Below are 25,706 nucleotides of genomic sequence, written 5' to 3' on the forward strand. Positions count from 1 at the left end.
TGGAGCAGCCGCTGTTCCGTCTGACCGAGTCAGATCGGTGGCCCAAGCCGTTGTCTGCAACGCATCATCTTGTCGATCTTCGCTTCGATCGCGATGAAGCGCCCGGCCTTTGCGCCGATGGTCGGGTCCCGGCCATCAGCGCATTTCAAACAGTTCCTGGTGGAAGTTGGCGGGCGGCAGGCCGGCCGCCACCAGATCCTTGCGCAGGCTGTCGCCGAAATCGGCCGGGCCGCAGAACCAGACGCTGGCCGCCTTCCAGTCGGGCACGGCGTCCATGATCTGGCGGGCGTCGAGGCGGCCGTCGCGGGCGCTGATCCGGACGTGCAGGTGAACGCCGGCGTCCCTGGCGTCGGCGCGGAGTCGGGCGAGGGCGTCCTCGGACACGGCGCGCGTTGCGTGGAACAGGTCGACGGTCGGGCCCGAGGGATTGCCGGCGCGCTCGCGCAGCTTGGCGATAAAGGGCGTGATGCCGATGCCGGCGCCGATCCAGATCTGGCGCGGCTTGTCGTCGTCGAAGGTGAAGCGGCCGTAGGGGCCTTCGATACGGGCGCAGGCGCCGTCGCGGAAGGCGCGGCGGAGGCCGGCGGTGTAGTCGCCCAGCTCCTTGGCGATGAAGCCGACGCGGCGGGTGGCCGGGTTCCATGCGGTGGCCAGCGTGAAGGGGTGGGCGCCTTCCTTGGGGTCGGTGGTGACGAAGGCGAACTGGCCGGCGCGGTGGCCCTTCCAGTCGGCGCCGACCTCAAGCTCGATCTCCAGCGCCTTCAATTCCGGGAAGTAGCGCGAGCCGACGACGCGCGCCTCGCTGCCGGGGGCGCCGCGAAAACGGCGGACGATCAGATCGATGGCGGCGACCGTGCCGGCGACCGACAGCGCCAGGGTGGCCCAGCCGAAGGGCGTCGGCCAGAGGGCCGGCCGCATCAGCACCAGCGAGTGAAAGGCGAAGACAACGAACAGGCCCGCCATCGCCACGTGGCAGCGGCGGAAGAAGCAATAGGGCACGAGCCGGGCGAGCGCCACGGCGACCATCACGATCATCACCACCAGCAGCGGTTCGGCGAGGCCGCGCGCCGGGCCGGCCAGGGCGGGGAACAGCGTGTCGGCGCCGCCGGCCCAGCCGAGCGCGCCATGGCGATAGTGGCCGCCCCGGATCAGCCAGTGGACGAGGGCGGCGAAGAGCGCGCCGATGCCCAGCCACTTGTGCAGCCGGTACATCTTGTCGAGGCCGCCGATGCCCGGTTCCATCCAGCGGGGGCGGGTGGCGAGGATCAGCGCGAAAGCCATCATGCCGAGCGACAGCAGGCCGGTGAGCTGGGTGAAGCCGCCGCCGGAGCCGACCCCGTTGGCCAGACCGGCGACGCTGACGACGAAGAGGGCGAGCAGCACGAGGTTGAACAGCCCCAGGGTGGCGGAAATCCTGCTCATCGCTGCCTCCGAAGGGCAAAGTCCGCACCGGATCGGATGATCTATGTGCGGCACGTCCAGTGCGCACGACGAAGCAAGATGTAGTGTCGATTGTTCCGGCAGTCTGTATCGAAGTGTACAAAGGTGTAATGGGTCGTCGCGCGCCCACTTGTTGTGGGGCTGAAACTTGAATTCTATACGAAGATTGGCTTTTTGTCGTATCTATATTTATATTCTGCGTTCTGTGTCAGCTTAACCGTGCATCGCGTCAGTCGGTCATGCGTTCGATGGTGACGGGTACCGGGCCGGCGCGTCCGATGTGCCTCAGGCCGGAGGTGATCCGGCCGAGTTTCACGAGGCCCCGCGAATGGCCGAAATCCCGGATGAAGATCGCCAGGTTGCCCCAGGGCGCGTAGTAGGTGATGTCGCCGACCGTGGGCGCCATGCCGGGCGGGCTGCCTCCGGTGGTGAGCCTGACCGGCAGGTCGGCGACCTTTTCGGTCTCCGCGTAGTCGGTGAGCGTGAGTTTCAGCGGCAGCAGGGCGAGGAAGTCGCGGGCGGCGGCGCTGTCGTCGAGTTCGCCGAGGGCGACCTCGGTTCCGGTGACGATCCTGATCTTCATGGCGGGGGGCTGTTGCCGGGCATGGGCCGGGGCGAGGGCGATGATCGCCGCCAGCGCGGCGGTCGCCAGTTTCGGGAGGATGCGGGGCGTCATTTACTTCGGCGCGTATTGGGTGTCGCTGACGTGCTCCATCCAGGTCACGGCGGAGCCGTCGATCGCTTCCTGGATGGCGATATGGGTCATGGCGACCTCCGGGGCGGCGCCGTGCCAGTGCTTTTCGCCAGCCGGGAACCAGACGACGTCGCCGGGGCGGATTTCCTCGATGGGGCCCCCCTCGCGCTGGACGCGGCCGAGGCCGGAGGTGACGATCAGCGTCTGCCCGGCGGGGTGGGTGTGCCAGGCGGTGCGGGCGCCGGGCTCGAAGGTGACGGTGGCGCCGGTGACGCGGCCGGGCTCTTCGGCGGCGAACAGCGGGTCGATCCGGACGGTGCCGGTGAACCAGTCGGCCGGGCCCTTTCCGGACGGGGCAGTGCCGACGCGGGAGATTTTCATGATCGTTCCTTTCGTGGCGGTCGCCGGATGACGGCCGGATGGGTGGGGCGGGGCGGGGTCACGCCCGCCCATGCCTGTGTTCACCAGGGCTGGCTGGCCGGCCCGACGGTGAACTCGTTGACGGTGGTATCGGCCGGCAGGTCGAGCGCGAAGGCGACGACGCTGGCGATGCGGTCGGGCGAAATGCCGAACTGGGCGTAGAGGCCTTCCATGCCCTGAGCGGCGCCCTCGTCGGTGATCGTCGTCAGAAGCTCGGTGTTGATGGCGGCCGGATAGAGCGTCGCCGTGCGGATGCCGGTGCCTTCCGTGGCCGACTCCATGCGCAGCACTTCCATGAAGTCGCGCACGAACCACTTGGTGCCGCCGTAGACGGCGGTGCCCGGATAGGCCTTGAGACCGGCGACCGACGACACCGCCAGGATGTGGCCGGACTTCTGCGCCGTGAAGGTCGGCAGCACGGCGGCGACGCCGTTGAGCACGCCCTTGATGTTGACGTCGACCATCTGGTGCCATTCCTCGGTCTTCATGGCCGACAGCGGCGACACCGGCATGATGCCGGCGTTCAACAGGATGGCGTCGACCTTGCCGAAGCGATCCTTGGCCAGCTTGACGATGGCGTCGTTGTCGGCCTGGCTGATGACGTCCAACACCCGGTAGGCCGCCTCGCCGCCGGCCTTGGCGATGTCCCCGGCGATGGCCTTCAGCCTGTCCTCGCGGCGGGCGCCGAGCACCACCTTGGCGCCCTTTTCGGCTAGAAGCTTGGCGGTCGCCTCGCCGATGCCCGACGACGCGCCGGTGATGATGACGACCTTGTCCTTGATGTTGCCGTTCATGGTCTTCTCCTGATGGGGCTTCGGCCGCTATCCGGCATCGGGACCGGGCGGCTTGTCGGTCAGGAATCTAGGGGTGGCCCCATGGTGCGACAATCGGCCGGCAGGCCATTGCAAGTATGAATGATATTCATTCATCGGGCGTGACGCCTGCGGCGTTTCGGGCTAATCTCGCGTGGTTGAACGGAGGTCCATGAATGAAGCGCGAGGAACTGAGCGATCTGGCCGTGTTCCAGGTGGTGGCGGAAGATCGCAACTTCACCCGCGCGGCGGCGCGGCTGGGCATTTCGCAATCGGCGGTCAGCCACACCATCCGCCGGCTGGAGGCGTCCATCGGCCTGAAGCTTCTCAACCGCACCTCTCGCCACGTGACGACCACCGATGCCGGCGAGAAGCTCTTGGCGGCGGTGCGGCCGGGCTTCGGACAGATCGATGCGCGGATCGAGGAACTACGGCAGCTGGGCGATACGCCGCGCGGGCTGGTGCGGCTGACGGCGAGCCGCACGGCGGCGCGTGGCCTTCTCTGGCCGGTGCTGTCGCAGATCGTGTGCGACTATCCGGAAGTGCGGATCGAGCTCAGCGTCGAGAGCCGCCTGACCGACCTCGCCGAGGACCGCTTCGACGCCGGCGTGCGCCTTGGCGAATATGTCGGGCCCGACATGGTGTCGGTGCGGATCGGGCCGCCGGTGCGCATGGCGGCGGTGGCCGCGCCGGCCTATTTCCGGGGGCGACCCTTGCCCGGCCATCCGTGCGATCTCGACGATCACGACTGCCTGGCGCTTCGCTTCAGCCCGCACGCGCCGCCCTATGAATGGGAGTTCGAGAAGGACGGCGAGGCGATCGTCCGCAAGGTGGCGGGGCCGTTCATCTTCAACGACAGCGACCTCTGCCTCGACGCCGCGCGGGCCGGGCACGGCATCGCCTTCGTGCTGGAAACCGAGGTGACCGCCGACATCGCCGCGGGTACGTTGCGCCGTGTGCTCGACGACTGGTGCCCGCCCTTCGACGGCTTCCACCTGTTCTACTCCGGCCGGCGGCAGGTCAGCTCGGCGCTGCGCCTGGTGATCGACCGCCTGCGCTGGAGGGCTTGACGTCGCTCGGTGGGGTCATTCCCCTTCGCAACTATAAACGTGTGAATAGGTGCATTTACGGCTGTATTTTTAGCAATGGACTGTACCCTGGGCTTCAGTCAGCCGATGCCCTTGCCATGATCGCCGCGTCCTTTTGCAAGATGGTTGTTTTCGCCCCCTTCCGGTCGCTGGAGCGGTAGCCGGCATGCTCGTCCAGTCCCGCTACCAGACGCTGCAGGCGTTCATCGAGACGTCCAACAGGTGCCGGAACCAGGGGGAGCTGAGCGCCGTGTTCGGCGATCACCTCGCACGCCTCGGCATCGACATGTTCGCCTTCAGCTACGTTCATCACCAGAACGACATCGCCGGCCATGGCATGCTGTCGACCTACCCCCAGGACTGGCTCGACCACTACACCAGCAACAACTACATGGCCTTCGACCCCGTCTATCGGGTCGGCTGGGAGAAGAGCGGCGTGTTCGACTGGGCGTCGATGGGCAAGTCGCAGCCGCTGTCCAGGGACGAGGCGCGGCTGATGAACGAGGCCGCCGACGCCGGCCTGAAATCGGGCGCCGCCGCCTCCATCCATCTCGGCTACGGCAATCTCATCGGCTTCGGTTTCGCCAGCTCCTGCCGGCATGCCTTCGGCCGCGACCATCTCAGCCAGCTCTACGCCATGGCCGGGCAGTTCCAGTTGGTCTACACCGCGCTCGTTCACAAACCGGAGCGCCCCGAGGTGAAGCTGTCGGCCCGGCAGAAGGAGGTTCTGCGCTGGACGGCGACGGGCAAGACGCGCGCCGACATCGCCGAGATCATGGGCATCAGCGAGGACACCGTCGACGACCATCTCAGGCAGATCTTCCGCAAGCTGCGCTGCAACGACAAGGTGGTCGCCGTGCTGAGGGCGGTGCAGATCGGCGCTATTTCGATTTAAATCGTCGGCAATCCGGATGCGTCCCTTTGCGCGCAATTCTCGCCAAATAACTGATTTCATGCGATTTGCGAGAACTCGCATCAAAGTTGCACCACGGATTCCCGTGGTATCCACGAGCGATTCCGCCGCTATTGTCGACACCGCAGGGCGAGGGGAGAGAACGCGTTCCCGCGTTATTTTAGTACTAGGGCGTCAGCCGAAGGTCATAGTTTCGCTAACAATACTCAAGGCGGCCGCTTCCGGACCACGGAGGCGGCTGTTCTTGTTCGGGCCTCACCTGATCAACCTGATGCCGGAACCTTCGCGCAGTAATGGAAGTCGCATTTCTGTCAATGACTTTTTGCCCTGCCCATGCGATTGTCGGGTATGGACAGGTGGGCGCATGGCACGACAAGGAAACAATCCGAAACGGCGGGTTGAGGAGCCGGAAAGGGTTTCTGACGAGCAGGTCGAGTCCCTGATCGCCCAGGCCCGTTATGTGGGTAGCGGACATCATAAGCGCTATCCGCTCGACTACGGCTTCGAGCGGACCAACCCGGTTCCGACCAAGTCCTTGTGTGATGTGTTGCGGCCGGTCCGCCTCAGTGAGGCGCAGGAACTGCTTGAACAGGGGATTCGTGCCAGGATGGTCAGCCGAGTTGAGAACGGCTTTCCCAAGTACGTATGGACAGTGGCGGCCGACGGCGTGGTGTACGAAGCCAAGTGTGATCCCGATGCGCCCGGTCGGTACCATGGCTACCCCTTGGAGCACGAACAGGCTGTCCGAGACTACATAGCCACCGAGTGGAAGCGGCGATGCCGGTAAGTTGGCGTATCGAGATCGATTGGGAGGCCTTGCAGGGCGCGCCGGCGGAGGAGCGGGCGTGCTTCGGCGCCATCGGCCTCCGGATCAACGAGCGCTGGATGACCGAAGGGCAGGACTATCTCGCCAATCGTTTGAGAACCAAGCCTTATCTGTCCGGTTACCACCTTGCCGAATGGTTGGCCTGGAACTGGTGGCGGCTCCGCTGGGAACCGCGCTCGTCGTCGCGGGAGTGGGCGCAAAGCCACTGCATGGCCACCATCGGCCAAGGCTACATCTGGCCTAATATCTCCTTTTTCTCCGATGGTGAGCGCACCGCGCTCGTTTCCCGCCCAACCTCCGAGCGTCCCGATACGCCGCTGCGATACATTTCGGATTACGCCGCCGTGCTGCCTGCCGGACAGTTCGAGGCCGGCCTTGACGAGTTTTTCGCCCAGGTCATCGATCGGCTCGACGCTCAGCGCACCCTTTGCACCAACTTCCACGCCATATTCGAGAGCTTGAGCGAGGAGAGACGGACACCCGATCTTGCCGCCAGACGAAAGCTGGAGGCTTTGCTGGGCGAGGATCCGGATGAAGCCGATCCGGCCATCGTCGAGCGGCTGCTTTCCGATGGTCGCGAGGCGGGGATCGATGCGATCCAGGAGATTGCTGCCGCTCGTGCCCAAACCGGAGACGCTCCGGCACTCGCCGAACTCAGACGCCTTGCGAGGGACAGCGGGTTCGAGGCGTCGCCTCGAGACGCCGTGCGCCTTCGTGTGCGCGATGGACTTGCGCCATCGGAGGACCGGCCGGCCTGGCTTGTGGGGGCGCTGGCGGCGCGAGCCCTACGCGAGCAGGAAAGATTGGACGGACAACCGATTTCCAATAGGCGCTTGGCGGATATGGCTGGCGTGCCGGCTGCCGCGCTGGAGTCTCGGCAAGATCGGCAGGCCAACCTGTCCTTCATCATCAACGATGAAAGAGATGCCGGCCATTTGATCCTGCGGTCCAAATGGCATGAAGGTCGACGCTTTGAACTTGCCCGCTTGCTCGGCGATCGTCTGCTTGCGTCCCCTGCGAACCGACTGTTTCCCGCAACGCGCGCCAGTACTTACCGGCAGAAAATGCAGCGAGCCTTCGCAGCCGAGTTCCTGAGCCCGTTCGATGAGGTCGAGGCCGTTCTGGGGGGCGATTACTCGTCCGAGGGGCAGCGCGACGCTGCGGAGCATTTCGACGTATCCCCGCTCACGATCCGAACTCTGCTGGTCAATCACCATCGCCTCCCGCTTGAGGAGTTGGGTGAGGATTTTGACGTCAACGCGGCCTGACTGGCCTCGGGCGGCTGTCTTGTCGCCCTCCACACGGCTATCGAGTGGCGGTCGCGGCTCTCCTCATTCCAGCGCGTTCTTCGCCGCCTCCAGCACGGATTGCGTCAGCTCGGGGAACTGGCCGGAGACGAGGCGGCTCACTTGCCAGTAGAGGGTGACGTCGAGGCTGGCACCGGGCACCAGCTCGACGAGGCGGCCGGCGGCGAGGTGGCCCTCGACCAGCGCCGTGGGGTTGAGGCCCCAGCCCATGCCGAGCAGGGCGGCGTCGACGAAGCCCTGCGTCGAGGGCAGCCAGTGGGTGGGGCCGGGGTCGGCGGCGCCCAGCGTCTGGCGCGCCCAGTCCTGCTGCAGCCCGTCCTTCTGGTTGAAGGTGAGGGCCGGGGCGCGGGCCAGCGCTTCGGCGGTGACACCGTCCGGGAAGTGGAGGGCCATGAAGGCGGGGCTGGCGGTGGCGTGGTAGCGCAGGCGGCCGAGCGGGCTGGTCTTGCAGCCGGCCACCGGCTTTGACAGCGAGGTGACGGCGGCCACTACCCGGCCGCGCCTCAGCCAGTCGGCCGTGTGGTCCTGATCGTCGACGGCGATCCTGAGCAGCGTGTTGGACCGCTCGGCAAAGGCGGCGGCGGCCGGCATGAACCAGGTGCCCAGGCTGTCGGCATTGACGGCGATATCGAGCGTGACGGGGCCGGACAGGGGATCGCCGAGGCCCGGCAGGCGCTCCATCAGGTCGCTTTCCAGCATGCCCACCAGCTCGACGTGGCGGCAGAGCCAGGCGCCCTTCTCGGTGGCGGTGCAGGGCGTGCCGCGCTCGACCAGCACGGCGCCAAGCCGCTCCTCCAGCTGCCGCACACGCTGCGAGATAGCCGACGGCGTGACCGACAGCTGCCGCGCCGCCTTCTCGAAACTACCGGTGCGGACGATGGCGGCGACGGCGAGGGCGGCGGAATAGTCGATCATCGGATTAGCCCTGCTGAACCGAGCGAAAGCGGATCAGTTCATCTAATCCCTGCCGGTCGCCGGACGCAACGGATGTGGTCAGGCGCGGTGGCGCCCGATCTCGGCGACGGCGTGGCCGACGATGGCGCTGAGGGCGGCCTCCGACGCGCCGTCCTGCGCCTGCACCGACATGCCCTGGATCATGGCGCCGATGAAGCGGGCAAGCGCCTGGGAATCGGTGGTCGGCTTCAGCTGGCCCTCAGCGATGCCGCGCTCGATGCGCGCCCTGAGCCTGTCGATGGAGGCACCGCGCAGACCCTGGACGTGGCGGGCGATCGGCTCGTTCTCCAGGGCGCAGGTCAGCACCGAGGTGGAGACCATGCAGCCGCGCGGCCGGCCGGGGCGGGTGAAGGCATGCGCCGAGCCGGCGAGCAGGGCGGCCATCTCAGCCACTACGTCGCCCGCCTCGCCGAGGTCGGCGCCGAGGCTGCCGACGTGGGCCTGATACCAGGCGAGCGCCTCGCGGTAGAGGTCGGCCTTCGAGCTGAAAGCGGCATAGAGGCTCTGCGCCGTGATGCCCATGGCCTCGGTGAGGTCGGCGATGGACGTGCCCTCGTAGCCGTGCCGCCAGAAGGTTTCCACGGCCTTTTCCAGCGCCGCGTCGCGATCGAAGGCGCGCGGTCGGCCGCGCCGCGTGGCTTGCCCTTCATTTTTCACAATGGTCACTCTAGAAATACCGTCGCGCCTGGGTTATTCGGGAATGGTCATTGTGATTATAGGAGATTGCCCGCCATGAGTCTCTCCCCAATTTCCCCCGTCCGCATCGATGCGGCCATCGACAGGGCGCTGGCCGAGAAGCGCATCGTCGGCGCCGTCGTGCTCGTCGCAAAGGGCGGCGAGATCGTCCACCGCCGCGCCGCCGGCCATCTCGACCGCGAGGCGGGGGTGCCGATGCGCGAGGACGCCATCTTTCGCATCGCCTCGATCACCAAGCCTCTGGTAACGGCGGCGGCCATGCGGCTCGTCGAGGACGGGCGGCTCGACCTCGGCGCGCCGGTGACACGCTGGCTGCCGGACTTTCGCCCCGCCTTGCCGGACGGAACGGTGCCGGTGATCACCATCCACCAGCTCCTGACGCACACCGCCGGCCTCAGCTATGGGTTCCTGGAGCCGGCGGACAGCGCCTATCATCGGCTGAACATCTCGGACGGCCTCGACCAGCCCGGCCTGTCGCTCCGGGACAACCTCGCGCGCCTCGCGGCGGCGCCGCTCTCTTTTACGCCCGGTGCGGGCTGGCGCTACTCGCTCGGCCTCGACGTGCTCGGGGGCGTGCTGGAAGTGCTGGAGGGGCGGGGCCTTGCGGAGATCGTCCGCGACCGGGTGACGGCGCCGCTCGGGCTCGCCGACACCGACTTTGGCGTCCGGGACGTCGGGCGTCTCGCCAAGGCCTACGCCGACGGCACGCCCGAGCCTGTGACGATGACCGAGGGCATGCGGGTGCCGGTCTACGACACGCTTGCCAGCTTCGCGCCGTCGCGCATTCTCGACGCCGCGTCCTACCCGTCGGGCGGCGCCGGCATGGCGGGCACGGCCGGCGACGTGCTCACGTTTCTTGAGGCGATCCGCACGGGCGGCGCGCCCATTCTCAGCGCCGAAACGGTGGAACGGATGGCGAGCGATCAGGTCGGCGCGGAGGCCGAGACGCAGGGGCCGGGCTGGGGCTTCGGCTATGGCTGGGCCGTGCTGGTCGACCCGGCGCCGACCGGCACGCCGCAGGCGGCGGGCACGCTGCAATGGGGCGGCGCCTATGGTCACAGCTGGTTCGTCGACCGCGCCAACGCGCTGACCGTGGTGGCGCTGACCAACACCGCCTTCGAGGGCATGGCCGGCGCGGGCGCCTTTCCGGTCGAGATCCGCGACGCCGTCTACGGGCGGGGCCGGCAGGTCGAGGCGGATCAGTCTGGCTAACTCAAGCTAAGCATCTTTAATTTGTCTAATCCGTTTGGTGCGGATAGTGGAAACGCACCGAACGGGGGCGACACGTGGATTTCTCGGCTTATCTTTCACCCTATCTTGCCGGGCTCGGCATGGGCCTCAGCCTGATCGTTGCCATCGGCGCGCAGAATGCCTTCGTGCTCCGGCAGGGGCTGAAGGGCGGGCACGTCTTCGCCGTGTGCCTCACCTGCGCGCTGTCCGACGTGGCGCTGATCGTGCTGGGCGTCAGCAGCTTCTCGCGCATTGCCGCCGGGCTGCCCTGGCTCGACCCGGTGATGCGCTTCGGCGGCGCCGCCTTCCTGGGCTTCTATGGTCTCAGAAACCTGATGTCGGCGCTGAAATCGCACGGCGCGCTGGATGTCGCCGGCGACAACGGGGCGACGCCTCTGATGCCGACGCTCATCGCCTGCCTCGCCATCACCTGGCTCAACCCGCATGTCTATCTCGACACGGTGGTGCTGCTCGGCACCATCTCCACCCAGTATCCCGGCGGCGAGGCGGCGTTCGCGCTCGGCGCCATGACTTCGTCCTTCGCCTTTTTCTTCTCGCTCGGCTACGGCGCGGCCAGGCTCCGCCCGATCTTCGCCCAGCCAACCGCCTGGCGGCTCCTCGAAGGCGCCATCGCCGCGATCATGTGGGCGATCGCGGGGAGTCTGGTATTGGGCGGTTGACCCTCTTCAGCGCTGGACGCGGATGAGGCGGGGAGGGTGGCCGAAATAGTGGCGGAAGCGGGTCGAGAAGCTCGACGCGTGCTCGTAGCCCAGTTCGAGGGCGATCGCCGACACCGACATGTCGGTATCCCGCAGCAGGACGCGCGCACGCTCCATCCGTTGTTTCTCGGCGAACTGCATGACCGACATGCCGTAGAGGTCGCGGAAGCCGTATTGCAGCTTGGTGCGGTTGATGCCCACCCGCCGGCTGAGCGCCTGGATGTTCGGCGGGGCGGCGAGGTTGCTGAGAAGGATGTCGCGCGCCTGCTCTATGGCAACGATGTCACCCGGCGACAGCCGCGCCGGCCGCTGCCGGTGGTCGTCGGCTAGACATTCAAGCGAGAGAAGCAGCGCCTTCTGCGCCAGCGTGACGATGCGGGCGCCACCCAATCCGCTCACCGGCTGGGCGGCGATCGTATTGATCACCTTCCGGATCGGTTGGGTGAAGGCCAGCTCCTGGTACAGGAACGGGGCGTCGCCCCGATCCTGGCGTTCGACATGGTCTTCCAGGCGGAAGTTGAAGAAGTCCGACAGCCAACGCGGGTCGCAGGCGATGGTGACGAAGCTCTGCCGCCGCTCCCTGGGGATGTGATCGGCCATCATCCGGTCTGGCTGCATCATCAGGATGCCAGCACTATGGTTGACGATCTCCGCCACCGTCGTGTCGTCGGCGCGGCTGTCGATCGAGACGTCGAAGTTGAAGTGGAAGCGAACGAGGCCGTCGTCGCTCACTTCGTAGTGCCGATCCTGGTGGAAGGCGCAGTCGGCTATCAGGATGGCGCAATCGGGCGTTCGCACGAAGCTTAGTGTGCCCTCGCCCTCACTCTCCGATAACGTTTTGGAAGCAAACTCGTATCGGCCGCTATGCTTTCGGATGATCTGGGACTCGTTGACAATACTTGCGCTTATAAGTTGAATAAAATTGTCCCATTGGAAAATATTGTCCACGAAAACAGTCCCTTATTTCCCTTTTATCATACTCAAGTTTTGGTCGCCAAAGCGACAGGACCATCGCTTTTCCCGAGCCTTTCTGCGATTGGCAAAGGTTTTTGTGCGTTTGGCGAAAGACTGCCGGCTCGGCAGCATGCCCTAATCAACGATAAGCGGATTCGTCTCCCCAACATTCGGCGCCTTTGCGTTTGGGTGGGCGCCGCCATGGGCTGTTTTCGGGGGTTATGATGGGTCGCGGCGTTATCGACGGTCGTAGGACGGGTTCTTCTGTTGGCAGGTTTGGTCTTTCCCGCGCACTGATGGCGTCGACGGCGCTGGTGCTGGTGACGACGCCGGCCGCCTTGGCCGAGACCAACTGGACGGGCAACCTCAACAATGAGTTCAACGTCTACGAGAACTGGGACAGCAACTTCAACGGTGGCGACCTCGTGATCGACGGGGCACATAACGTGACGACGTCGTCGGCGACGATCGCCACCGATATCAACTCGGTCAACGCCCCTGGCTACGGACCGCGCTCGCTGGTGATCTCGGGCGGCGCCACGCTGACCAGCACGATCACGGGATACGCGGCCATCGCCGTCGGCTGGACATCGGGCGTCACCTCCACCATGACCGTGACCGGGGCGGGCTCCAAGCTGGTGGTCGAAGGTACCGACGGCAGCTGGACCAACGTCGGCTTCAAGGATGGCGCGACCGGCATCCTCACCGTCTCCAACGGCGGCACCTTCGAGACCAACTACCACGTCGCCGTGGGGCAGGGCGCCGGCTCGACCGGCACGATTGAGGTCGACAACGGCACCCTCAACGTCCTGAACTCCGGCCAGCTCATCATCGGAAACGGCGACAACAGCACCGGCACCGTCAACATCGCCAATGGGTCGACCGCGAACCTCACCGGCCACGTCTTCGTCGGTAACGCCGATGGCGTCACGGCCAACCTCAACATCACCTCCGGCTCGAATGTGACGGTGGGCGGGCAGATCGTCGCGGGCGCCTACGCTGCCACCGGCGATATCACCGTCTCCGGTGGCTCGTCCCTCACCGTCGAGGATGCCGTGGTGCTTGCCTATGCCGGAGGTTCCTCCAGCACCCTCACCGTGACCGGCAGCGGCACCACGGCGACGCTCAAGAACGGCCTCTATGTCGGTTACGGCAACCTTGGAAAGACCGTGGTCTCGGAGGGGGCGAGCGTCACCGTCTCGGGCGAACTGGTGGTGGCCTATGATACCGGCTCGGCCGGCGAGCTGATCGTCACCGGCGCGGGCTCGACGCTCAAGGCCAACGGCACGGTCTACGTCGGCAACATGGGACCCGGCAGCCTCACGGTGTCCAACGGTGGCGCCTTGAACGCCGGAACGGTCGAGGTCGCCGCCGTCTCGGGGGCGACCGGCACGGTCGTCGTCGGTGCCGCCGAGGGCCAGACGGCGACGTCGGCCGGCAAGCTGAACATTGACACACTGGCGTTCGGGGCGGGAACCGGCAAGCTGGTGTTCAACCACACCGACAGCGCCTACACCTTCAGTTCCGCCGTTACCGGTGCAGGCACGATCAAGTCGCTGTCGGGCGTCACCAGCCTGACGGGCGACTACAGCGCCTACACCGGCGCGGTGACGGTCGACGGCGGCCTGTTGTCGGTCGATACGTCGAGCTTCACGCAGAACGCCTTTACCGTCAACGACGGCGGCGCGCTGCGAGTGACGGGCGCGGTGTCGAACGCAACCGATACGGTGACGCTGAACGGCGGCTCGCTGATCAACACCGGCTCCATCGACGGCAACCGGTTTGGCATCGAGCTTTCCAGCGGGTACACGAGCGCGATCACGACCTCAGGCTCGATCGACGGCGACCTGGCGGCGATCCACTACTCCGCCGGCGGCAACCGCCTGACCATTCTGTCCGGCGCCAGCTTCGGCAATGTGGTCGACTACAGCCTCACCACCGGCAACACGACCAGCTTCGGCGACGGCAGCTTCTCCATCCCGGTGGCCTACTACCTCGAGGGCGGCAACACGGTCACGCTTAGCAACACACGCCAGACGGTGCTCTATTCCAACGCCGCCGGCAGTTCGGGCAAGATCAACGTGGTCGATACGGGCACCACGGCCTCGCAGTTCACCAGCGTGCAGACGATCACCTCGTCCGTCGCCACGGTGACGGCCGACGTGCTGTCGGTTGACGTCGATCGCAGCATCTCGTCGCGCATCGCCCTGGCCTATGACGACGTCGAGCAAAAGAGCGAGAGCCAGAAGGCCATTTCGACCATGGTCGGCGACGGTCTGGCGGTCGATCCGCGCGGCAACCTGTTCTGGATGCGCGCCTTCGGCGGCGTCAGCCACGACGATTATTCCGACACGTCGGCGCACAACTTCGGCGTGGCCTTCGGCGTCGACCACATGTTCGACAAGACTCGCGTCGGCGTAATGGGCGGCCTCGGCAAGCTCACGAACCACAGTGGCGACAACACGGCGACGACCAGTGGCGATACGGTTTTCGCCGGTGTCTATCTGCGCCAGCCGCTGTCGAGCTTCACGCTCGACGCCTCGGTGATCGCCGGTGGCATGTTCGCCGACACGACGCGCGAGGTCAACTCGGGCACGGAAACGGCCCGCGGCAGTTACGACGGCTGGTTCGTTTCGCCGGAGATCGCCCTGTCGCGTGCCTATGCCCTGTCGGGCGGCTGGACGCTGACGCCGCGCGGCTCGGTGCGCTACACCTATGGCTCGTTCCAGGGCTACACCGAAACCGGCTCGACGATGAACCTTTCCTATGACGACCGTTCGACCCAGGCCGTCGAGGGCGCCTTCGAACTGAAGATCAGCAAGGCGCACCGGCTGGAGAGCGGCAAGGTGGCCACGCTGTCGGTCACCGCCGCAGCGCTCGACACCTACAATCTCGGCGACGCCGACCTCAACGCGTCGCTGTCGGGCACCGATCTCACGGTTTCCACCATGGGCGACCGCAATCAGTTCGGCGGTCGAGTGGGTCTCGGTGCCGAGCTGAAGCTGGATGCGAACGCCACGCTGTTCGGTGGCGTGTCGGCCACCGGCTACACCGACGACAGCTGGTCCGTGACGGGCAATGCCGGGCTGAAGGTCCAGTTCTGATCATGGGGAGCGGGAGGCGCACTTCGGGGCGGCTGACGCTGGCCCTGGCGGTGGCGGTCGGGCTGGCGCCCGGCGACCTGCGGGCGGAGACGCAGCCGCAGGAGAGCACGGCGACCTATGGCGACTGGGTGCTGCATTGCACCCGCTCTGGCCTGGCGGCCTCCGCCGACGCTGACGCCAAGGCCGACGCCGCGCCGACGACGAGCTGTGAGATCGTCCAGACCATCGTCGCCGATGGGGGGGCGGCGCCGGTGGCCAGACTGGCTTTCGGCTATCAAACGCTGGCGGCGGACCAGATGATGGTCACCGCCGTGCTGCCGGTGAACGTGTCGCTGCCCGGCCGCGTCGGCGTTTTCGGCACCGCCAAGACCGGCGCCGATGCTGGGCCGGGGCTGGCGTTGTCGTTCAGGCGCTGCGTGCCCGGCGGCTGTTTCGCCCAGGCCGATGCCGAGGCATCCCTGGTCGCGGCGGCCAAGAAGGAAAAGACCGGCGCCTTGCGCTTCATCGACGCGCAGGGACGGACGGTGGCCATCACCCTGTCATGGACGGGCTTCGCGGCAGCGCTTGCCGCGCTCGAAGGCCAGAAGGCGGACAAGCCTTAGTCGTCGCTCGGATTTTCCTTTGATATCAATATCATGCGAGGCCTGTGGAACGCGCGGGGCGCCACCGGTCTTGTCGTATCCTGTGGCATGAGGCGTCCAAACGGGGCAGTATGCCGGCGCATGCGCGCCGTGTCCGCACCCCCACAGCGATGGAGCCCCGATGTCCGACAGCATTCTGCGTTACGTTCCGAAGGATCCTTTCTGGCAGCCGTCTTCCGAGAATGCCGAGAAGGCGGTTGCGCTGTTGCGCGCCATGGCGCCGAAGGCAGAGAGCGTCGAAGCCAACTTCGAGGACGAGGTGCGCTTTTACGATCCCGGCGAGAGCTGGTCGGGCGTGGCGTGCAACGCCTGCGGAGCCGACGCTTGGCCCTGGTGGAATGGGGCCATGGAGGCGTCGTTTGCCAGCGGGTTCACCGAGCTCGACCTTGTGGCGCCCTGCTGCGGCGCCCATGTTTCGCTCAACGAGCTGCGCTATGGATGGCCCGCCGCCTTCGGTCGCTTCGCCCTTGAAGCCCTCAATCCCCTTCTCATGGAAGATACGACGGAGGACCAGGACAGGCGGATCGGCGATTGCCTCGGAAAGCCGGTGCGAAAGATCTGGGTGAGGCTTTAAGATCTGTCGGTCAGCCTGAGTCGCCGGAAAACCTCTGTGATCGCGGGAGGAGGGCCGGCCAGCGCTTCGATTTTCGCTTCGCCTCGCCGCTTTCGGGGGAGGTTTGCCAAGGAGACAGTCATGCCGCATGTCGTCATCAAGATGATCGAGGGACGGGGCGAAGAGCAGAAGCAGCGGCTGACCGAGCTGGTGACCAAGGCCATCATGGATGGCGCCGGCTGCAAGGAAAGCTCCGTTTCCGTCGCCATCGAGGACGTGCCGGCCGCTGACTGGACCGCCGCCGTCTATCGCACCGAGATCGAGCCGCAGATGGACCGGCTCTACAAGAGACCGGGCTACAAGCCGGACTGAGGGGCGCCCAGCCCGCCGGCCTCCGGACCTCAACTGGAATCGAGATGATCGACAGCGATCGGGAAGAACCTTGCGCGGCGGTGGCCGTTCCCGCCGGCATGGCGCCTGACGTGGCGGGCCATGCCTGGGCGCGCGACAGCATCGGTGAGGCCGGCGCCGCCGTCTATCGCCTTTCGGGCAAGCCCGGCGCGCCCGACCTCTACCTCAAGCATGGCCGCGACGCGGTGGCCGACGCCATCGCCGAGGAGATGGCGCGGCTGCGCTGGCTCGCCGGCCGCCTGCCGGTGCCGCGTCTCGTCCGGTTCGATTGCACGGCCGACGAGGCCTGGCTCTTGACGACGGCCATTCCCGGCCGCACGGCCTATCAGGTGCTGGCCTCCGACCCCGCCGGCCGTCCGGCCGTGGTCGACGCGCTCGCCGCCTTCCTTCGCCGCCTGCACGCCATCCCGGTGGAGGACTGCCCCTTCACCGGCGACCACGCCCACCGCCTCGCCATCGCCCGCGCCCGCATCGACGCCGGCCGCGTCGACGCCGACGACTTCGACGAGGAACGGACCGGCTGGACGGCCGAGGCGGTGTGGGAGGGGCTGCAAGGCCTTCTGCCGTTCGCCCCCGATCCGGTGGTGGCGCACGGCGATTGCTCGCTCGACAACCTGATCGTCGACGGGCACGCCGTGGTCGGCTGCATCGACGTCGGCCGGGCCGGCATCGCCGACCGCTACCAGGACCTCGCCATCCTCTGGAACTGCCTCGACGAATTCGGCCCCGCCATGCAGCGGCGGTTGTTTCGCGCCTACGGCATCGCCGAGCCGAACCGGCGCAAGCTGCAGTTCCACCTGATGCTGGACGAGCTGTTCTAGGGTCGCTTTGGGCGGTCGGCGAGCGGCTGATGGGAGACCGATATCGGCGGCTCGCTCCATCCTGCCTGAGGTCCACCTTGCATTCGCGCGCGAATGCAAGCGGCCTTCGCCAGGATGACAACTTGATAGAAAGGGCAAATAGCTGGAGTGCGCGCCATACAGCTTGATGCCGCATGAGCGGCAAGCGTTGCGGATGACAGCGCGATGAGAGGAGAACTCCATCTAACCGATTGTTATATCTATATATAATGCTGTCATCCTGGCGAAGGCCAGGACCTCAGGCAGGATGGGGCGCACCATCCATATAGGGCGCCGCTTTCCATCGGCATCACCCGGATTTCCAGCCCTGTCCGTCCGCCGCTCCCTCGTGTAGGGTGCCGGCTTCTTTCAACAGCGGGTGTTTCTCATGCTTCCCTGGGTAAAGCTTGGCTCCGTTGCCACCGAAGACGGGGTCGAGTTGCGGCTGATGCGGCGCGGCAGCGAGTTTTCCATCATGCTCGGCACCAACGAGCTGATGAACTCGCGGCTCTCCGGTTCGGAGGAGGCGCTGGCGACGCTGGCGACGGCCGAACTCGGCGGCCGGCCGGAGCCGCGCGTCCTCATCGGCGGCCTCGGCATGGGCTTCACCTTGCGCGCGGCGCTCCGCACGCTCGGCCCTGACGCCCGCGTTACGGTGGCCGAGCTGATGCCGGAGGTGGTCGACTGGGCCAGGGGACCGATGGCCGAGGTGTTCGAGGGCAGCCTTGACGACCCGCGCGTCATCGTCCGGCAGGAGGATGTGGGCGTGGTGATCCGCGCCGCCGCCCGCACCTGGGACGCCATCCTGCTCGACGTCGACAACGGGCCGGAGGGACTGACGCGGCAGGGCAACGACGCGCTCTATTCCACCGCCGGCCTTACCGCGACCTTGCAGGCGCTGAAGCCCGGCGGCGTCTTCACCATGTGGTCGTCGGCGCCCGACCCCGCCTTCACCCGCCGCCTCAAGAAGGTGGGCTTCACGGTGACCGAGGTACCGACGCGCGCCGGCAAGAAGCGCGGCGCGCGGCACATGATCTGGGTGGCGATCAAGTAGGGAAGGTCAGTCCTCCGGCGGCAGGCGGTTGGCGGCGTGGTCCTGCTCCTGCTGGGTCTTGATGGCGTTGCCGTCCTGGCCGCGCGCCTTGGTGTGCCGCTGCTTGTCGCGGTTGGAGAGGATGTCGTTCTCGCCCACCAGATCCTTGTCGAGCTCGGTCATGGCGCCCGAACCGTCGCCCTTGCCCTGCGTTCCCTTGCCGAAATGCTTGTTGTCGCCCTTGCCGCTGACCATTGCGCGTCTCCTTGGGTTCGAAGGGTTGGGAAGGTTGGAAAACGTCAACCCCGGCCGGCGGCATTTGTTCCGGAACATTGGCGGACGCGGCGGGTTCTCAAGGTGAAGACACCAAAGAGAGGAGGCGAAAATGGCCGACCAGCACTTCAAGACCAAGCGCCCCACCGACAAGGACCTCAAGGAGAACCCCGGCATCGGCAGCTCGAAGGGCACCACCGATGGCGGCGAACTCCTGGAGGACAACGGCGGCCTCGACGGCGACAACACCTTCGAGGGCGATGTCGAAAACGACGTTACCCCGCAGGGCGGCGTCAATCCGAACCAGACCGGACGCACCAACAAGTGAGGGAGACCGACATGGCCGGCCCAAAGACCCACAAGCAGCAGATCCGCATCATCGAGGAACGCGTCAACACCAGGAACGCCGGAGACGACTTCCAAACCGAAGCCGACCTGAAGCGCGCCGAGCTGGACGAGGAGAAGCGGGAGAGGCTGGAGGAGAAAGGCGAGGACGAGAGGTAGGGCGGCGAGATCGACCGAGATATGGTCGCTGACAGCCCGAGCGCGGCGCGGCCTGCCTTTGCGCGGCCGCCGCCGCCTTCATCTTGATGAGATCCGTTCGGACAAGCTAAGGTCTTTCAGACAATCCTCCAGGCGCGGATATAGTCCAAGGTGAAACGTGTAGCCCTGCTTGTTCTCGGGATGATGATCGTTCTGACGCTGACGACCAAGCTTCCGCAGAACGCATGGGGCCTGCTTGAAGGACACGGGAGCTATTTCATCCCGGAAGAAAGCAGCATCTGGACCTTCCAGGTCGACGTTGACAACGCAGGCTCGGGGAGTTTCTGGCTCCGAGGGAGCGATCGTACCCGCTACTACGCGCTTTCCGAAACGACGTGGGAATATTTCCATATTGAGAAGGAGAACGCGTGCGAGCGCTTTGATCCGGTCGATATCGCCACCTGGTGCGAACTGCGAGCAACGCCAATTCCGCTTCCACACTGAACTGCATGGCACTCCATTGGTCCCGCATCTCACTGCTGACATAACCGTGGGTAGCGCGTGGTAATGGCAATTCACGCAGGCGCTAATCCGGTGCTGACGTCAGGGGAGGCTTGGATGGGGGAGTTGAAAGCAGCGAGCGAGAGCTTCGGCAGGCTCGAGGACCGGGATGTGCGGATCGTCTGGCTGCCGCCGATGACGGTGGCCGCCGCCTATGCGTCGGGCGAGGGCTGCGAGGGCAGGGCGCTCGATGCGATCACGCGCTTCGTCACCGACAGCCGGCTGCTGGAGATCAAGCCCGACGCGCGGAGCTTCGGCTTCGACTGTTCCAAGGGCGAGGCGAAGGTGGGCGAGCCGTCGCGCGTCTACGAGGTCTGGGTGTCGATTCCCGAGGGCATGGCGGTGCCGGCGCCGCTGATCCGGCGGACCTTTCATGGCGGGCTCTATGCCGCGCATGTGCTGCGCTCGTGGGACTTCCAGGACTGGAGCCTGATCAAGGACTGGGTCGACGCCAGCGACAGATATGCCAATGACTGGGACGCGCCGCGCTGGGTGTCGCCGGAAACGGCGGCCGGGCAGGGCTTCGAGGAGACGCTGAACTTCTACACCTTCGTCCGCAAGGGCGGCCGGATGGAAGACTTGCAGCTCGATCTGCTGTTTCCGATCAGGGAGAAGTTGGCGAGCTAACGGTCGCCGCTGGACCCGAAGCGGAGATCATTTGTCGGCTGTCGTAAAAGCGGCATACTGATACGTGTATGTGCTGAGATCCCGATTTTCCGGATTCGTCGACATGCCCCCCATCATCGAGACCGAGGGCGCGACCAAGTGGTTTGCGCAGAAGGTGCCGCAGTCCGGCTTCACGGGCCGGCTTCGCAACTTCCTCAAGCCCGTCACCCGCGACGTGAAGGCGGTGGACGGCATCTCCTTTGCCATCGAGGCGGGCGAGGCCGTCGGCTATCTCGGGCCGAACGGCGCCGGCAAGTCGACGATGATCAAGATGCTGACCGGCGTGCTGGTGCCGACGGCCGGCTCCGTCCGTGTGCTCGGCCGCGTGCCGCACGAGGAGCGCATCGTCAACGCGCGCGACATCGGCGTGGTGTTCGGCCAGCGCAGCCAGCTGTGGTGGGACCTGCCGCTGTTCGAGAGCTTCGAGCTGCACCGGCGCATCTACCGGATCGAGAAGGGGCGGTTCGACCGGGCGCGGGCGGAGCTCGTGGACATGCTGCAGATCGCGCCGTTTCTTGAACGGCCGGTGCGCCAGCTCAGCCTCGGCCAGCGGATGCGCGGCGAAATCGCCATGACGCTGCTGCATGACCCGAAGATCCTGTTTCTCGACGAGCCGACCATCGGCCTTGATGTCGTCGCCAAGGACGTGGTGCGCAAGCTCATTTCGAGGGTCAACCGCGAGCGCGGCACCACCATCATGCTCACCACCCACGACCTCAGGGACATCGAGGAGATCTGTCCACGGCTGATCATGGTCGACGACGGCAAACTGCTGTTCGACGGCCCGCTCACCAACCTCAATGCCTCCTTCGGTGCGCGCAGGAAGCTGACGCTGGAGTTCGCCAGCGAACCTGCGACGGTGATGCTGGCCGGCGCCGAACCCGCCGGCGGCGAGGGCGTGATCCGCACGTTCCTGATGAGCGACGACAGGCGCTCGCTGGTCGACATCATCGCGGCGCTGAAGTCCGACGCCGAACTGGTCGACGTGCACCTGCACGAGCCGGATATCGAGGAGGTGATCCGCACCTATTACCAGTCGCGCCAGCGGCAGGCAGCGCCCTCGAAACGGACGGGGTAGCCATGTATCTCGCGCTCGCCGTCGCCGGTTTCCGCACCGAAGCCAGCTTTCGCGCCCAGTTCTGGTTCCTGCTGCTCAGCGGCGTGCTGAACGTCGTCGCCCGCGTCTCGATCTGGCAGTCGGTGTTCCAGCACGGCACGGGGTCGGCCGACATCAGCCTGCCGCAGATGGTGACCTATGCGATCCTCGGCGCCACGGTGTTCTCCACCTGGGAAGCGAGCCAGCTGGTGCGCGAGATGGGGGCGGATATCCGCAGCGGCAACGTCGTCAGCCACCTGATGCGGCCGGCGAGCTATCCGGTTTCGCTGATGGCCCGGCTGATCGGTGGACGCGCCCATGAAACGCTGCTGATCGGACTGCCGGTCGCCGTCGTCATGGGCGCCGTCTACGGCTTTCAGCCGCCGGCCAGCCTCGGCCATGCGCTGCTGTTCGCCCTGTCGGTGGCGCTGTCGCTGTTCCTTCTCTTCACCCTCGCCACCGCCGTGGCGACGATCGGTTTCTGGGTGATGGACACGCTGGCGCTGGACTGGTTCCTGCGCGGCACGCTGGCGCTGTTCTCGGGCGGGCTGGTTCCCCTGTGGTTCTACCCGGACGGGGTGGCGAACGCCGTTCATCATCTTCCCTTCGCCTGGATCGCCTTCTACCCGCTGGCGATCTATCTCGGCCAGCTCGATCTCATGGAGAGCGTCGTCACGCTTCTCTACGGGCTCGGCTGGGCGGTGGCCTCGGCCGGGCTATTGGCGCTGCTCTGGCGCGCCGCCTGTCGGCGCATGGTCGTGCAGGGAGGCTGAGCGATGCAGACCCTGTCGCTCTACCTCTATCTCGTCCGCCTGCAGCTGAGGACGCGTCTTCAGTATCGCGCCAATCTTCTCATCGGCTGGGTGGCGCAGGCCTTCGGCTACGCCAGCGTCTACGGCACCATCTGGATCATCGCCAGCCGGTTCGAGCGGCTGGGTGGCTGGGTGTGGCCGGAGATCGCGCTGATGCTCGGCTTCCACGTTCTGGGCTACGCGCTCGGCGCGCTTTTCACCTTCGTGCAGCTGCGCGGCATGGAGGAGCTGGTGCGGCTCGGCACCTATGACACGCTCATGGTGCGGCCGGTCAGCCCGTGGGCCTTCCTGGCCTTTTCGGGCATCAACATCGAGTACGGCGGCCACATCGCGCTCGGCGTGGGCATGATCGCCTGGGCGCTGCCGCAGCTCGGCATCGACTGGTCGGTGCTGACGGTGGCGCAGCTTGTGGCCAGCCTGATCAGCGCCGCGCTGCTGACCGGCGCCACGCTGACCATCATCGCCGCCATGGCGCTGGTGCTCACCCGCTCGCGCTACCTGTTCGGCATCTATTTCGACTTCTGGGAGCTGTCGCGCTACCCGCTCACCATCTTCGCCCTGCCGCTGCAACTTACGCTTCTGTCCATCGTGCCGCTCGGCTACATGGCCTACGTGCCGGTGGCCGCCCTCCTCGGCAAGCCGGTGCCGCTGATCGGCGCCGCCGCGCCCTTCGCCGCCATTCTCGCCGGCCCGGTCATGGTGGTCGTCGCCATGCTGGTCTGGCAGGCATGCCAACGGCGCTATCAGGGCGCGGGTGGGTGAAGGTGACCGCCTGTCTCACCCCGCTTCGTACTCCGCCAGCAACAGCGCCAGCATGGTCGCCTGATGGGTGAAGGGCGCGCCATCCTCGATGTTCCAGGCGCCGCTCAGGGCGGTGTGGGCGACGGCCCAGGCGAGGAGGTGGCGGCGGGGGAGGGCGGTGCGTTCGGAGAGCGCCGTGGCATGGCGGGCGACGCGGGCCGCGTCGAGCACCAGCGCTTCGGCCCGCTCGGGGTTCTGGAAGCTGTTGGCATAGTCGTAGGCCGGATCGCCGATCAGGCCCTTGGGGTCGATCGCCAGCCAGCGGTCGCCCGAGCGCAGGATGTTGTCGTGGTGGATGTCGCCGTGCAGCGGGGTGGCCGGCGCGTCGGCGTCGAGAAGGTCGGCGGCGATGGCGGTGGCCCGCGCGACCAGCGGGCGGGCGTCGTCCGGCCAGCGCTGGGGATCGGTGCGGAACAGCGAAGCGAAGCGGCGACGGAGCGGCGTCAGCTCCGGCGGCGGCGCGTCGCGTCGGGCATGCAGCCGCTCGACCACATCGGCGAGGATGAGGGTGGCCCTGTCGTCGCGGCCGGCGCGGGCAACGTCGCCCATCGTTTCCCCGTCGAGCCATTCCATCAGCACCGCGTCCGGCGCAAGGTCGAACACCCGCGCCGCACCGTGCCCGCCGAACCACGCCAGCATCGCGCCGCCCTTCGCCTCGTCGTCTCCGGCGCCGGGTTTCAGGAGCTTCAGCGCGGCCGGGCCGTGGGCGGCGTGCCCGACACGGTAGATGACGCTGGTGGCGGTTTCCGTGACGAAGGCCGGGGAGGTCAGCGCCCAGCGGGCGATGGCGTCGGCGAGGGCAGGCGTCATGGTGGGCTCAACTCCGTGCGATCGGCAAGGTGGACAGAAGGTCGTCGATGGCGTCGCGGACGTTGGCGAACATCGGCAGGTGGTGCTTCTCCCGGCTCCAGACGCCCAGGAAGTCGGCGGCCGTCTCGCGGGCGGTGTCGATCACGGTCTTTGCGGGCAGGCTGGCCTTGACCGAGAGGTGGGACAGTTCGTCCTCGTCGAAAGCCGCGAAATCCTTCGACCGGCTGTAGTTGAGGGCGAAGCGGTCGCCGGGGATATAGGCGACGGTGGAGACGAAATCGTAGGCGGGGGCGAGCGAGGCGGTACGACCATCGCGATAGATGAGCGACCAGTTCTTGAGATGCATGTCGCCGTTGCCGATCAGCGTGTTGAAGGTCAGGCGGCGGACGAACTCCCGAATGTCGGCATCCGTGCCCTCGGCGGCGATGACGCGGGCGACCGAACGCATGCCGGCCTTCCGGTACTTGTCGTCGGGGTAGACGCCGAAGACCTGAGCGAAGTCCTCGATATGGGCGCGCCCGCCGCCCGGCAGGCGGTCGAAGCGCTCGATGACGAAGGCCTTGCCGCCGAAGCGCCCCGCGCCATCGGGCAGGCCGTCGATGGCGTCGATGTCCACGAGGTCGACCCTTGGAACGTCCATGCCGATGAGGTCGGCGAGGCGCATCATGGAGTATTCGTTTTCGGGAACGCCTGCGAAATCGGACGAGGGCAGCTTGACGATGGCGTCGCCGCCGACACCGGAAGCCGGCACCGTCAGCCCGCCGCGCGCGCCCGCCACGGCGGAGAACTTGAGCTGAACGCCGGCCAGCGAGAAGCGGAGCATGTTGCTCTGGGGCGGATGCCTTTCGCCGTGCGGCGCCATCGCCTCGGGTGGCCACGCCTCGCCGTCGGCGGGGGTGACGGTGACGGCGCCGGGCAGGTCGCGCCCCAGCGCCCAGAGCAGGAAGAACTCGCGCTCGGAATGAACGCCCGCCGCGTCGGCGAGGTAGCGGCGCAGCGGCCCTTCCGGCAGCAGGTTGGAGAAGAAGGGCGGCAGCTTGGTCTGGACGGGCGGGAAGTCGGTGCGCAAGGCTCCGGCCTGGTCCTTGAAGAACAGCCCCAGCGTCGGGCGTTCGGGATCGGCGATATAAGCCTCGTTGAAGGCGAAGAGAACGCGGTCGCCGGCTACCCGCGTCAGCGTGCCGATGGTCCGGCCGTGGAGATCGACGTTGAGAATGGAGACATCAGGCATCGTCATCCTCGTCGTCGAGGCTGTAGGCGGGGCGGCTGGCTTCGGGCGCCGTCAGGCCACGGGCGATGGAGCGCGCGGCGGGCACGGCCTTGAGCGGGATAAGCATCAGTTCGAGGCCGAGGGCGTGGGCGAGGGTGACGAGGCTGGACGCCCTGAGGTCGACGGCATTCGCCTCGATCTTCGATATGTGTGACTGCGGCACGCCGGACAGCCGCGCCAGCTCGCGCTGGCTGAGCCCCTTGGCTTCGCGAGCCTGCTTCAGTTCGGCGGCTATGCGTTCGGTCTCGTAGGTCACGGCGTGATCTGTCTTTACATATCATGATGCAATGATTGATCTAT

At 66.5% G+C, this 25,706-nt stretch carries 30 protein-coding genes; 19 read left to right on the top strand and 11 right to left on the bottom strand.

The window, feature by feature from the left end:
- Positions 1-135: 135 nt before the first annotated feature.
- From M4J39_RS18965 to M4J39_RS18980, 4 genes are all read right to left on the bottom strand, one after another.
- On the bottom strand, positions 136-1,422 hold the full coding sequence (locus tag M4J39_RS18965) for a ferric reductase-like transmembrane domain-containing protein (protein WP_251730052.1): 1,287 nt from the start codon (positions 1,420-1,422) through the stop codon (positions 136-138).
- Between the two features lie 247 nt (positions 1,423-1,669).
- Positions 1,670-2,116: a cyclophilin-like fold protein gene (locus tag M4J39_RS18970; RefSeq protein WP_251730053.1), complete on the bottom strand. Its 447-nt coding sequence runs from the start codon at positions 2,114-2,116 to the stop codon at positions 1,670-1,672.
- Positions 2,117-2,515: a cupin domain-containing protein gene (locus M4J39_RS18975; RefSeq protein WP_251730054.1), complete on the bottom strand. Its 399-nt coding sequence runs from the start codon at positions 2,513-2,515 to the stop codon at positions 2,117-2,119.
- 80 nt (positions 2,516-2,595) lie between these two features.
- The gene (locus M4J39_RS18980) at positions 2,596-3,348 is read right to left on the bottom strand and encodes an SDR family oxidoreductase (protein ID WP_251730055.1); all 753 of its coding nucleotides are present in this window, start codon (positions 3,346-3,348) and stop codon (positions 2,596-2,598) included.
- A gap of 194 nt (positions 3,349-3,542) precedes the next feature.
- On the opposite strand from M4J39_RS18980, the gene M4J39_RS18985 reads away from it, so the two are divergent.
- The 4 genes from M4J39_RS18985 to M4J39_RS19000 all read left to right on the top strand — a co-directional run bounded on the left by M4J39_RS18985 (position 3,543) and on the right by M4J39_RS19000 (position 7,461).
- Positions 3,543-4,436: a LysR family transcriptional regulator gene (locus tag M4J39_RS18985; RefSeq protein ID WP_251730056.1), complete on the top strand. Its 894-nt coding sequence runs from the start codon at positions 3,543-3,545 to the stop codon at positions 4,434-4,436.
- A 184-nt stretch (positions 4,437-4,620) separates the two neighbouring features.
- The gene (locus M4J39_RS18990; protein ID WP_251730057.1) at positions 4,621-5,349 is read left to right on the top strand and encodes an autoinducer binding domain-containing protein; all 729 of its coding nucleotides are present in this window, start codon (positions 4,621-4,623) and stop codon (positions 5,347-5,349) included.
- 382 nt (positions 5,350-5,731) lie between these two features.
- The gene (locus M4J39_RS18995; RefSeq protein WP_251730058.1) at positions 5,732-6,154 is read left to right on the top strand and encodes a hypothetical protein; all 423 of its coding nucleotides are present in this window, start codon (positions 5,732-5,734) and stop codon (positions 6,152-6,154) included.
- Positions 6,145-7,461: a hypothetical protein gene (locus tag M4J39_RS19000; RefSeq protein WP_251730059.1), complete on the top strand. Its 1,317-nt coding sequence runs from the start codon at positions 6,145-6,147 to the stop codon at positions 7,459-7,461. The genes M4J39_RS18995 and M4J39_RS19000 overlap by 10 nt, the downstream gene beginning before the upstream one ends.
- 63 nt (positions 7,462-7,524) lie before the next feature.
- Here M4J39_RS19000 and M4J39_RS19005 read toward each other — a convergent pair whose 3' ends face one another.
- Positions 7,525-8,415, bottom strand: coding sequence for a LysR family transcriptional regulator ArgP (locus M4J39_RS19005; protein ID WP_251730060.1), 891 nt, complete (start codon positions 8,413-8,415; stop codon positions 7,525-7,527).
- Between the two features lie 78 nt (positions 8,416-8,493).
- On the bottom strand, positions 8,494-9,120 hold the full coding sequence (locus tag M4J39_RS19010) for a TetR family transcriptional regulator (protein ID WP_251730061.1): 627 nt from the start codon (positions 9,118-9,120) through the stop codon (positions 8,494-8,496).
- 66 nt (positions 9,121-9,186) lie between these two features.
- Between M4J39_RS19010 and M4J39_RS19015 the strand changes: the two genes are divergently transcribed.
- Both M4J39_RS19015 and M4J39_RS19020 read left to right on the top strand, forming a co-directional pair.
- Positions 9,187-10,362 carry a serine hydrolase gene (locus tag M4J39_RS19015; protein ID WP_251730062.1) on the top strand — a complete coding sequence of 392 codons (1,176 nt, stop codon included), beginning with the start codon at positions 9,187-9,189 and terminating at the stop codon, positions 10,360-10,362.
- 119 nt (positions 10,363-10,481) lie between these two features.
- A complete protein-coding gene (locus M4J39_RS19020) occupies positions 10,482-11,060 on the top strand; it encodes a LysE/ArgO family amino acid transporter (RefSeq protein ID WP_251730158.1) in 579 nt (192 codons plus the stop codon).
- Positions 11,061-11,066: 6 nt separating this feature from the next.
- Here M4J39_RS19020 and M4J39_RS19025 read toward each other — a convergent pair whose 3' ends face one another.
- Positions 11,067-11,897, bottom strand: coding sequence for a helix-turn-helix domain-containing protein (locus tag M4J39_RS19025; protein WP_251730063.1), 831 nt, complete (start codon positions 11,895-11,897; stop codon positions 11,067-11,069).
- Between the two features lie 452 nt (positions 11,898-12,349).
- On the opposite strand from M4J39_RS19025, the gene M4J39_RS19030 reads away from it, so the two are divergent.
- The 6 genes from M4J39_RS19030 to M4J39_RS19055 all read left to right on the top strand — a co-directional run bounded on the left by M4J39_RS19030 (position 12,350) and on the right by M4J39_RS19055 (position 18,655).
- Positions 12,350-15,157: an autotransporter domain-containing protein gene (locus M4J39_RS19030; RefSeq protein ID WP_251730064.1), complete on the top strand. Its 2,808-nt coding sequence runs from the start codon at positions 12,350-12,352 to the stop codon at positions 15,155-15,157.
- A gap of 2 nt (positions 15,158-15,159) precedes the next feature.
- A complete protein-coding gene (locus tag M4J39_RS19035) occupies positions 15,160-15,759 on the top strand; it encodes an invasion associated locus B family protein (RefSeq protein ID WP_251730065.1) in 600 nt (199 codons plus the stop codon).
- 160 nt (positions 15,760-15,919) lie between these two features.
- On the top strand, positions 15,920-16,372 hold the full coding sequence (locus M4J39_RS19040; protein WP_251730066.1) for a hypothetical protein: 453 nt from the start codon (positions 15,920-15,922) through the stop codon (positions 16,370-16,372).
- A gap of 120 nt (positions 16,373-16,492) precedes the next feature.
- Positions 16,493-16,723, top strand: a complete 231-nt coding sequence (locus M4J39_RS19045) for a tautomerase family protein (protein WP_251730067.1) — start codon at positions 16,493-16,495, stop codon at positions 16,721-16,723.
- Between the two features lie 44 nt (positions 16,724-16,767).
- A complete protein-coding gene (locus tag M4J39_RS19050; protein ID WP_256469821.1) occupies positions 16,768-17,583 on the top strand; it encodes an APH(3')-I family aminoglycoside O-phosphotransferase in 816 nt (271 codons plus the stop codon).
- Positions 17,584-17,989: 406 nt separating this feature from the next.
- Positions 17,990-18,655, top strand: a complete 666-nt coding sequence (locus M4J39_RS19055) for a spermidine synthase (protein ID WP_251730068.1) — start codon at positions 17,990-17,992, stop codon at positions 18,653-18,655.
- A 6-nt stretch (positions 18,656-18,661) separates the two neighbouring features.
- On the opposite strand, the gene M4J39_RS19060 is transcribed toward M4J39_RS19055, so the two are convergent.
- Positions 18,662-18,889 carry a hypothetical protein gene (locus M4J39_RS19060; RefSeq protein WP_251730069.1) on the bottom strand — a complete coding sequence of 76 codons (228 nt, stop codon included), beginning with the start codon at positions 18,887-18,889 and terminating at the stop codon, positions 18,662-18,664.
- Between the two features lie 130 nt (positions 18,890-19,019).
- Between M4J39_RS19060 and M4J39_RS19065 the strand changes: the two genes are divergently transcribed.
- From M4J39_RS19065 to M4J39_RS19095, 7 genes are all read left to right on the top strand, one after another.
- The gene (locus tag M4J39_RS19065; RefSeq protein WP_251730070.1) at positions 19,020-19,235 is read left to right on the top strand and encodes a hypothetical protein; all 216 of its coding nucleotides are present in this window, start codon (positions 19,020-19,022) and stop codon (positions 19,233-19,235) included.
- An 11-nt stretch (positions 19,236-19,246) separates the two neighbouring features.
- Positions 19,247-19,411: a hypothetical protein gene (locus M4J39_RS19070; RefSeq protein WP_251730071.1), complete on the top strand. Its 165-nt coding sequence runs from the start codon at positions 19,247-19,249 to the stop codon at positions 19,409-19,411.
- A 150-nt stretch (positions 19,412-19,561) separates the two neighbouring features.
- Positions 19,562-19,894, top strand: a complete 333-nt coding sequence (locus M4J39_RS19075) for a hypothetical protein (RefSeq protein WP_251730072.1) — start codon at positions 19,562-19,564, stop codon at positions 19,892-19,894.
- A gap of 114 nt (positions 19,895-20,008) precedes the next feature.
- A complete protein-coding gene (locus tag M4J39_RS19080; RefSeq protein WP_251730073.1) occupies positions 20,009-20,578 on the top strand; it encodes an effector binding domain-containing protein in 570 nt (189 codons plus the stop codon).
- Between the two features lie 103 nt (positions 20,579-20,681).
- Positions 20,682-21,695 (top strand): ATP-binding cassette domain-containing protein, encoded by a 1,014-nt coding sequence (locus M4J39_RS19085; RefSeq protein WP_251730074.1) that lies wholly within the window; start codon positions 20,682-20,684, stop codon positions 21,693-21,695.
- Positions 21,696-21,697: 2 nt separating this feature from the next.
- Positions 21,698-22,486 (top strand): ABC-2 family transporter protein, encoded by a 789-nt coding sequence (locus tag M4J39_RS19090; RefSeq protein ID WP_251730075.1) that lies wholly within the window; start codon positions 21,698-21,700, stop codon positions 22,484-22,486.
- 3 nt (positions 22,487-22,489) lie between these two features.
- Positions 22,490-23,287, top strand: coding sequence for an ABC transporter permease (locus M4J39_RS19095; RefSeq protein WP_251730076.1), 798 nt, complete (start codon positions 22,490-22,492; stop codon positions 23,285-23,287).
- 15 nt (positions 23,288-23,302) lie between these two features.
- On the opposite strand, the gene M4J39_RS19100 is transcribed toward M4J39_RS19095, so the two are convergent.
- From M4J39_RS19100 to M4J39_RS19110, 3 genes are read right to left on the bottom strand one after another with little or no spacing between them, the layout of a single operon-like run.
- The gene (locus tag M4J39_RS19100) at positions 23,303-24,136 is read right to left on the bottom strand and encodes an aminoglycoside phosphotransferase family protein (RefSeq protein WP_251730077.1); all 834 of its coding nucleotides are present in this window, start codon (positions 24,134-24,136) and stop codon (positions 23,303-23,305) included.
- Positions 24,137-24,143: 7 nt separating this feature from the next.
- The gene (locus M4J39_RS19105; RefSeq protein ID WP_251730078.1) at positions 24,144-25,367 is read right to left on the bottom strand and encodes a type II toxin-antitoxin system HipA family toxin; all 1,224 of its coding nucleotides are present in this window, start codon (positions 25,365-25,367) and stop codon (positions 24,144-24,146) included.
- A complete protein-coding gene (locus M4J39_RS19110) occupies positions 25,360-25,662 on the bottom strand; it encodes a helix-turn-helix domain-containing protein (RefSeq protein ID WP_251730079.1) in 303 nt (100 codons plus the stop codon). Before M4J39_RS19110 ends, M4J39_RS19105 begins: the two co-directional genes overlap by 8 nt.
- Positions 25,663-25,706: the final 44 nt, after the last annotated feature.

This window comes from Pleomorphomonas sp. NRK KF1, from assembly GCF_023721755.1.
Lineage (GTDB): Bacteria > Pseudomonadota > Alphaproteobacteria > Rhizobiales > Pleomorphomonadaceae > Pleomorphomonas.

Coding starts and splice junctions, on each gene's coding strand:
- M4J39_RS18965 (WP_251730052.1), bottom strand. CDS start 1,422: ATGAGCAGGATTTCCGCCACCCTGGGGCTGTTCAACCTCGTGCTGCTC.
- M4J39_RS18970 (WP_251730053.1), bottom strand. CDS start 2,116: ATGACGCCCCGCATCCTCCCGAAACTGGCGACCGCCGCGCTGGCGGCG.
- M4J39_RS18975 (WP_251730054.1), bottom strand. CDS start 2,515: ATGAAAATCTCCCGCGTCGGCACTGCCCCGTCCGGAAAGGGCCCGGCC.
- M4J39_RS18980 (WP_251730055.1), bottom strand. CDS start 3,348: ATGAACGGCAACATCAAGGACAAGGTCGTCATCATCACCGGCGCGTCG.
- M4J39_RS18985 (WP_251730056.1), top strand. CDS start 3,543: ATGAAGCGCGAGGAACTGAGCGATCTGGCCGTGTTCCAGGTGGTGGCG.
- M4J39_RS18990 (WP_251730057.1), top strand. CDS start 4,621: ATGCTCGTCCAGTCCCGCTACCAGACGCTGCAGGCGTTCATCGAGACG.
- M4J39_RS18995 (WP_251730058.1), top strand. CDS start 5,732: ATGGCACGACAAGGAAACAATCCGAAACGGCGGGTTGAGGAGCCGGAA.
- M4J39_RS19000 (WP_251730059.1), top strand. CDS start 6,145: ATGCCGGTAAGTTGGCGTATCGAGATCGATTGGGAGGCCTTGCAGGGC.
- M4J39_RS19005 (WP_251730060.1), bottom strand. CDS start 8,415: ATGATCGACTATTCCGCCGCCCTCGCCGTCGCCGCCATCGTCCGCACC.
- M4J39_RS19015 (WP_251730062.1), top strand. CDS start 9,187: ATGAGTCTCTCCCCAATTTCCCCCGTCCGCATCGATGCGGCCATCGAC.
- M4J39_RS19020 (WP_251730158.1), top strand. CDS start 10,482: ATGGGCCTCAGCCTGATCGTTGCCATCGGCGCGCAGAATGCCTTCGTG.
- M4J39_RS19030 (WP_251730064.1), top strand. CDS start 12,350: ATGGCGTCGACGGCGCTGGTGCTGGTGACGACGCCGGCCGCCTTGGCC.
- M4J39_RS19035 (WP_251730065.1), top strand. CDS start 15,160: ATGGGGAGCGGGAGGCGCACTTCGGGGCGGCTGACGCTGGCCCTGGCG.
- M4J39_RS19040 (WP_251730066.1), top strand. CDS start 15,920: ATGTCCGACAGCATTCTGCGTTACGTTCCGAAGGATCCTTTCTGGCAG.
- M4J39_RS19045 (WP_251730067.1), top strand. CDS start 16,493: ATGCCGCATGTCGTCATCAAGATGATCGAGGGACGGGGCGAAGAGCAG.
- M4J39_RS19050 (WP_256469821.1), top strand. CDS start 16,768: ATGATCGACAGCGATCGGGAAGAACCTTGCGCGGCGGTGGCCGTTCCC.
- M4J39_RS19055 (WP_251730068.1), top strand. CDS start 17,990: ATGCTTCCCTGGGTAAAGCTTGGCTCCGTTGCCACCGAAGACGGGGTC.
- M4J39_RS19060 (WP_251730069.1), bottom strand. CDS start 18,889: ATGGTCAGCGGCAAGGGCGACAACAAGCATTTCGGCAAGGGAACGCAG.
- M4J39_RS19065 (WP_251730070.1), top strand. CDS start 19,020: ATGGCCGACCAGCACTTCAAGACCAAGCGCCCCACCGACAAGGACCTC.
- M4J39_RS19070 (WP_251730071.1), top strand. CDS start 19,247: ATGGCCGGCCCAAAGACCCACAAGCAGCAGATCCGCATCATCGAGGAA.
- M4J39_RS19080 (WP_251730073.1), top strand. CDS start 20,009: ATGGGGGAGTTGAAAGCAGCGAGCGAGAGCTTCGGCAGGCTCGAGGAC.
- M4J39_RS19085 (WP_251730074.1), top strand. CDS start 20,682: ATGCCCCCCATCATCGAGACCGAGGGCGCGACCAAGTGGTTTGCGCAG.
- M4J39_RS19090 (WP_251730075.1), top strand. CDS start 21,698: ATGTATCTCGCGCTCGCCGTCGCCGGTTTCCGCACCGAAGCCAGCTTT.
- M4J39_RS19095 (WP_251730076.1), top strand. CDS start 22,490: ATGCAGACCCTGTCGCTCTACCTCTATCTCGTCCGCCTGCAGCTGAGG.
- M4J39_RS19100 (WP_251730077.1), bottom strand. CDS start 24,136: ATGACGCCTGCCCTCGCCGACGCCATCGCCCGCTGGGCGCTGACCTCC.
- M4J39_RS19105 (WP_251730078.1), bottom strand. CDS start 25,367: ATGCCTGATGTCTCCATTCTCAACGTCGATCTCCACGGCCGGACCATC.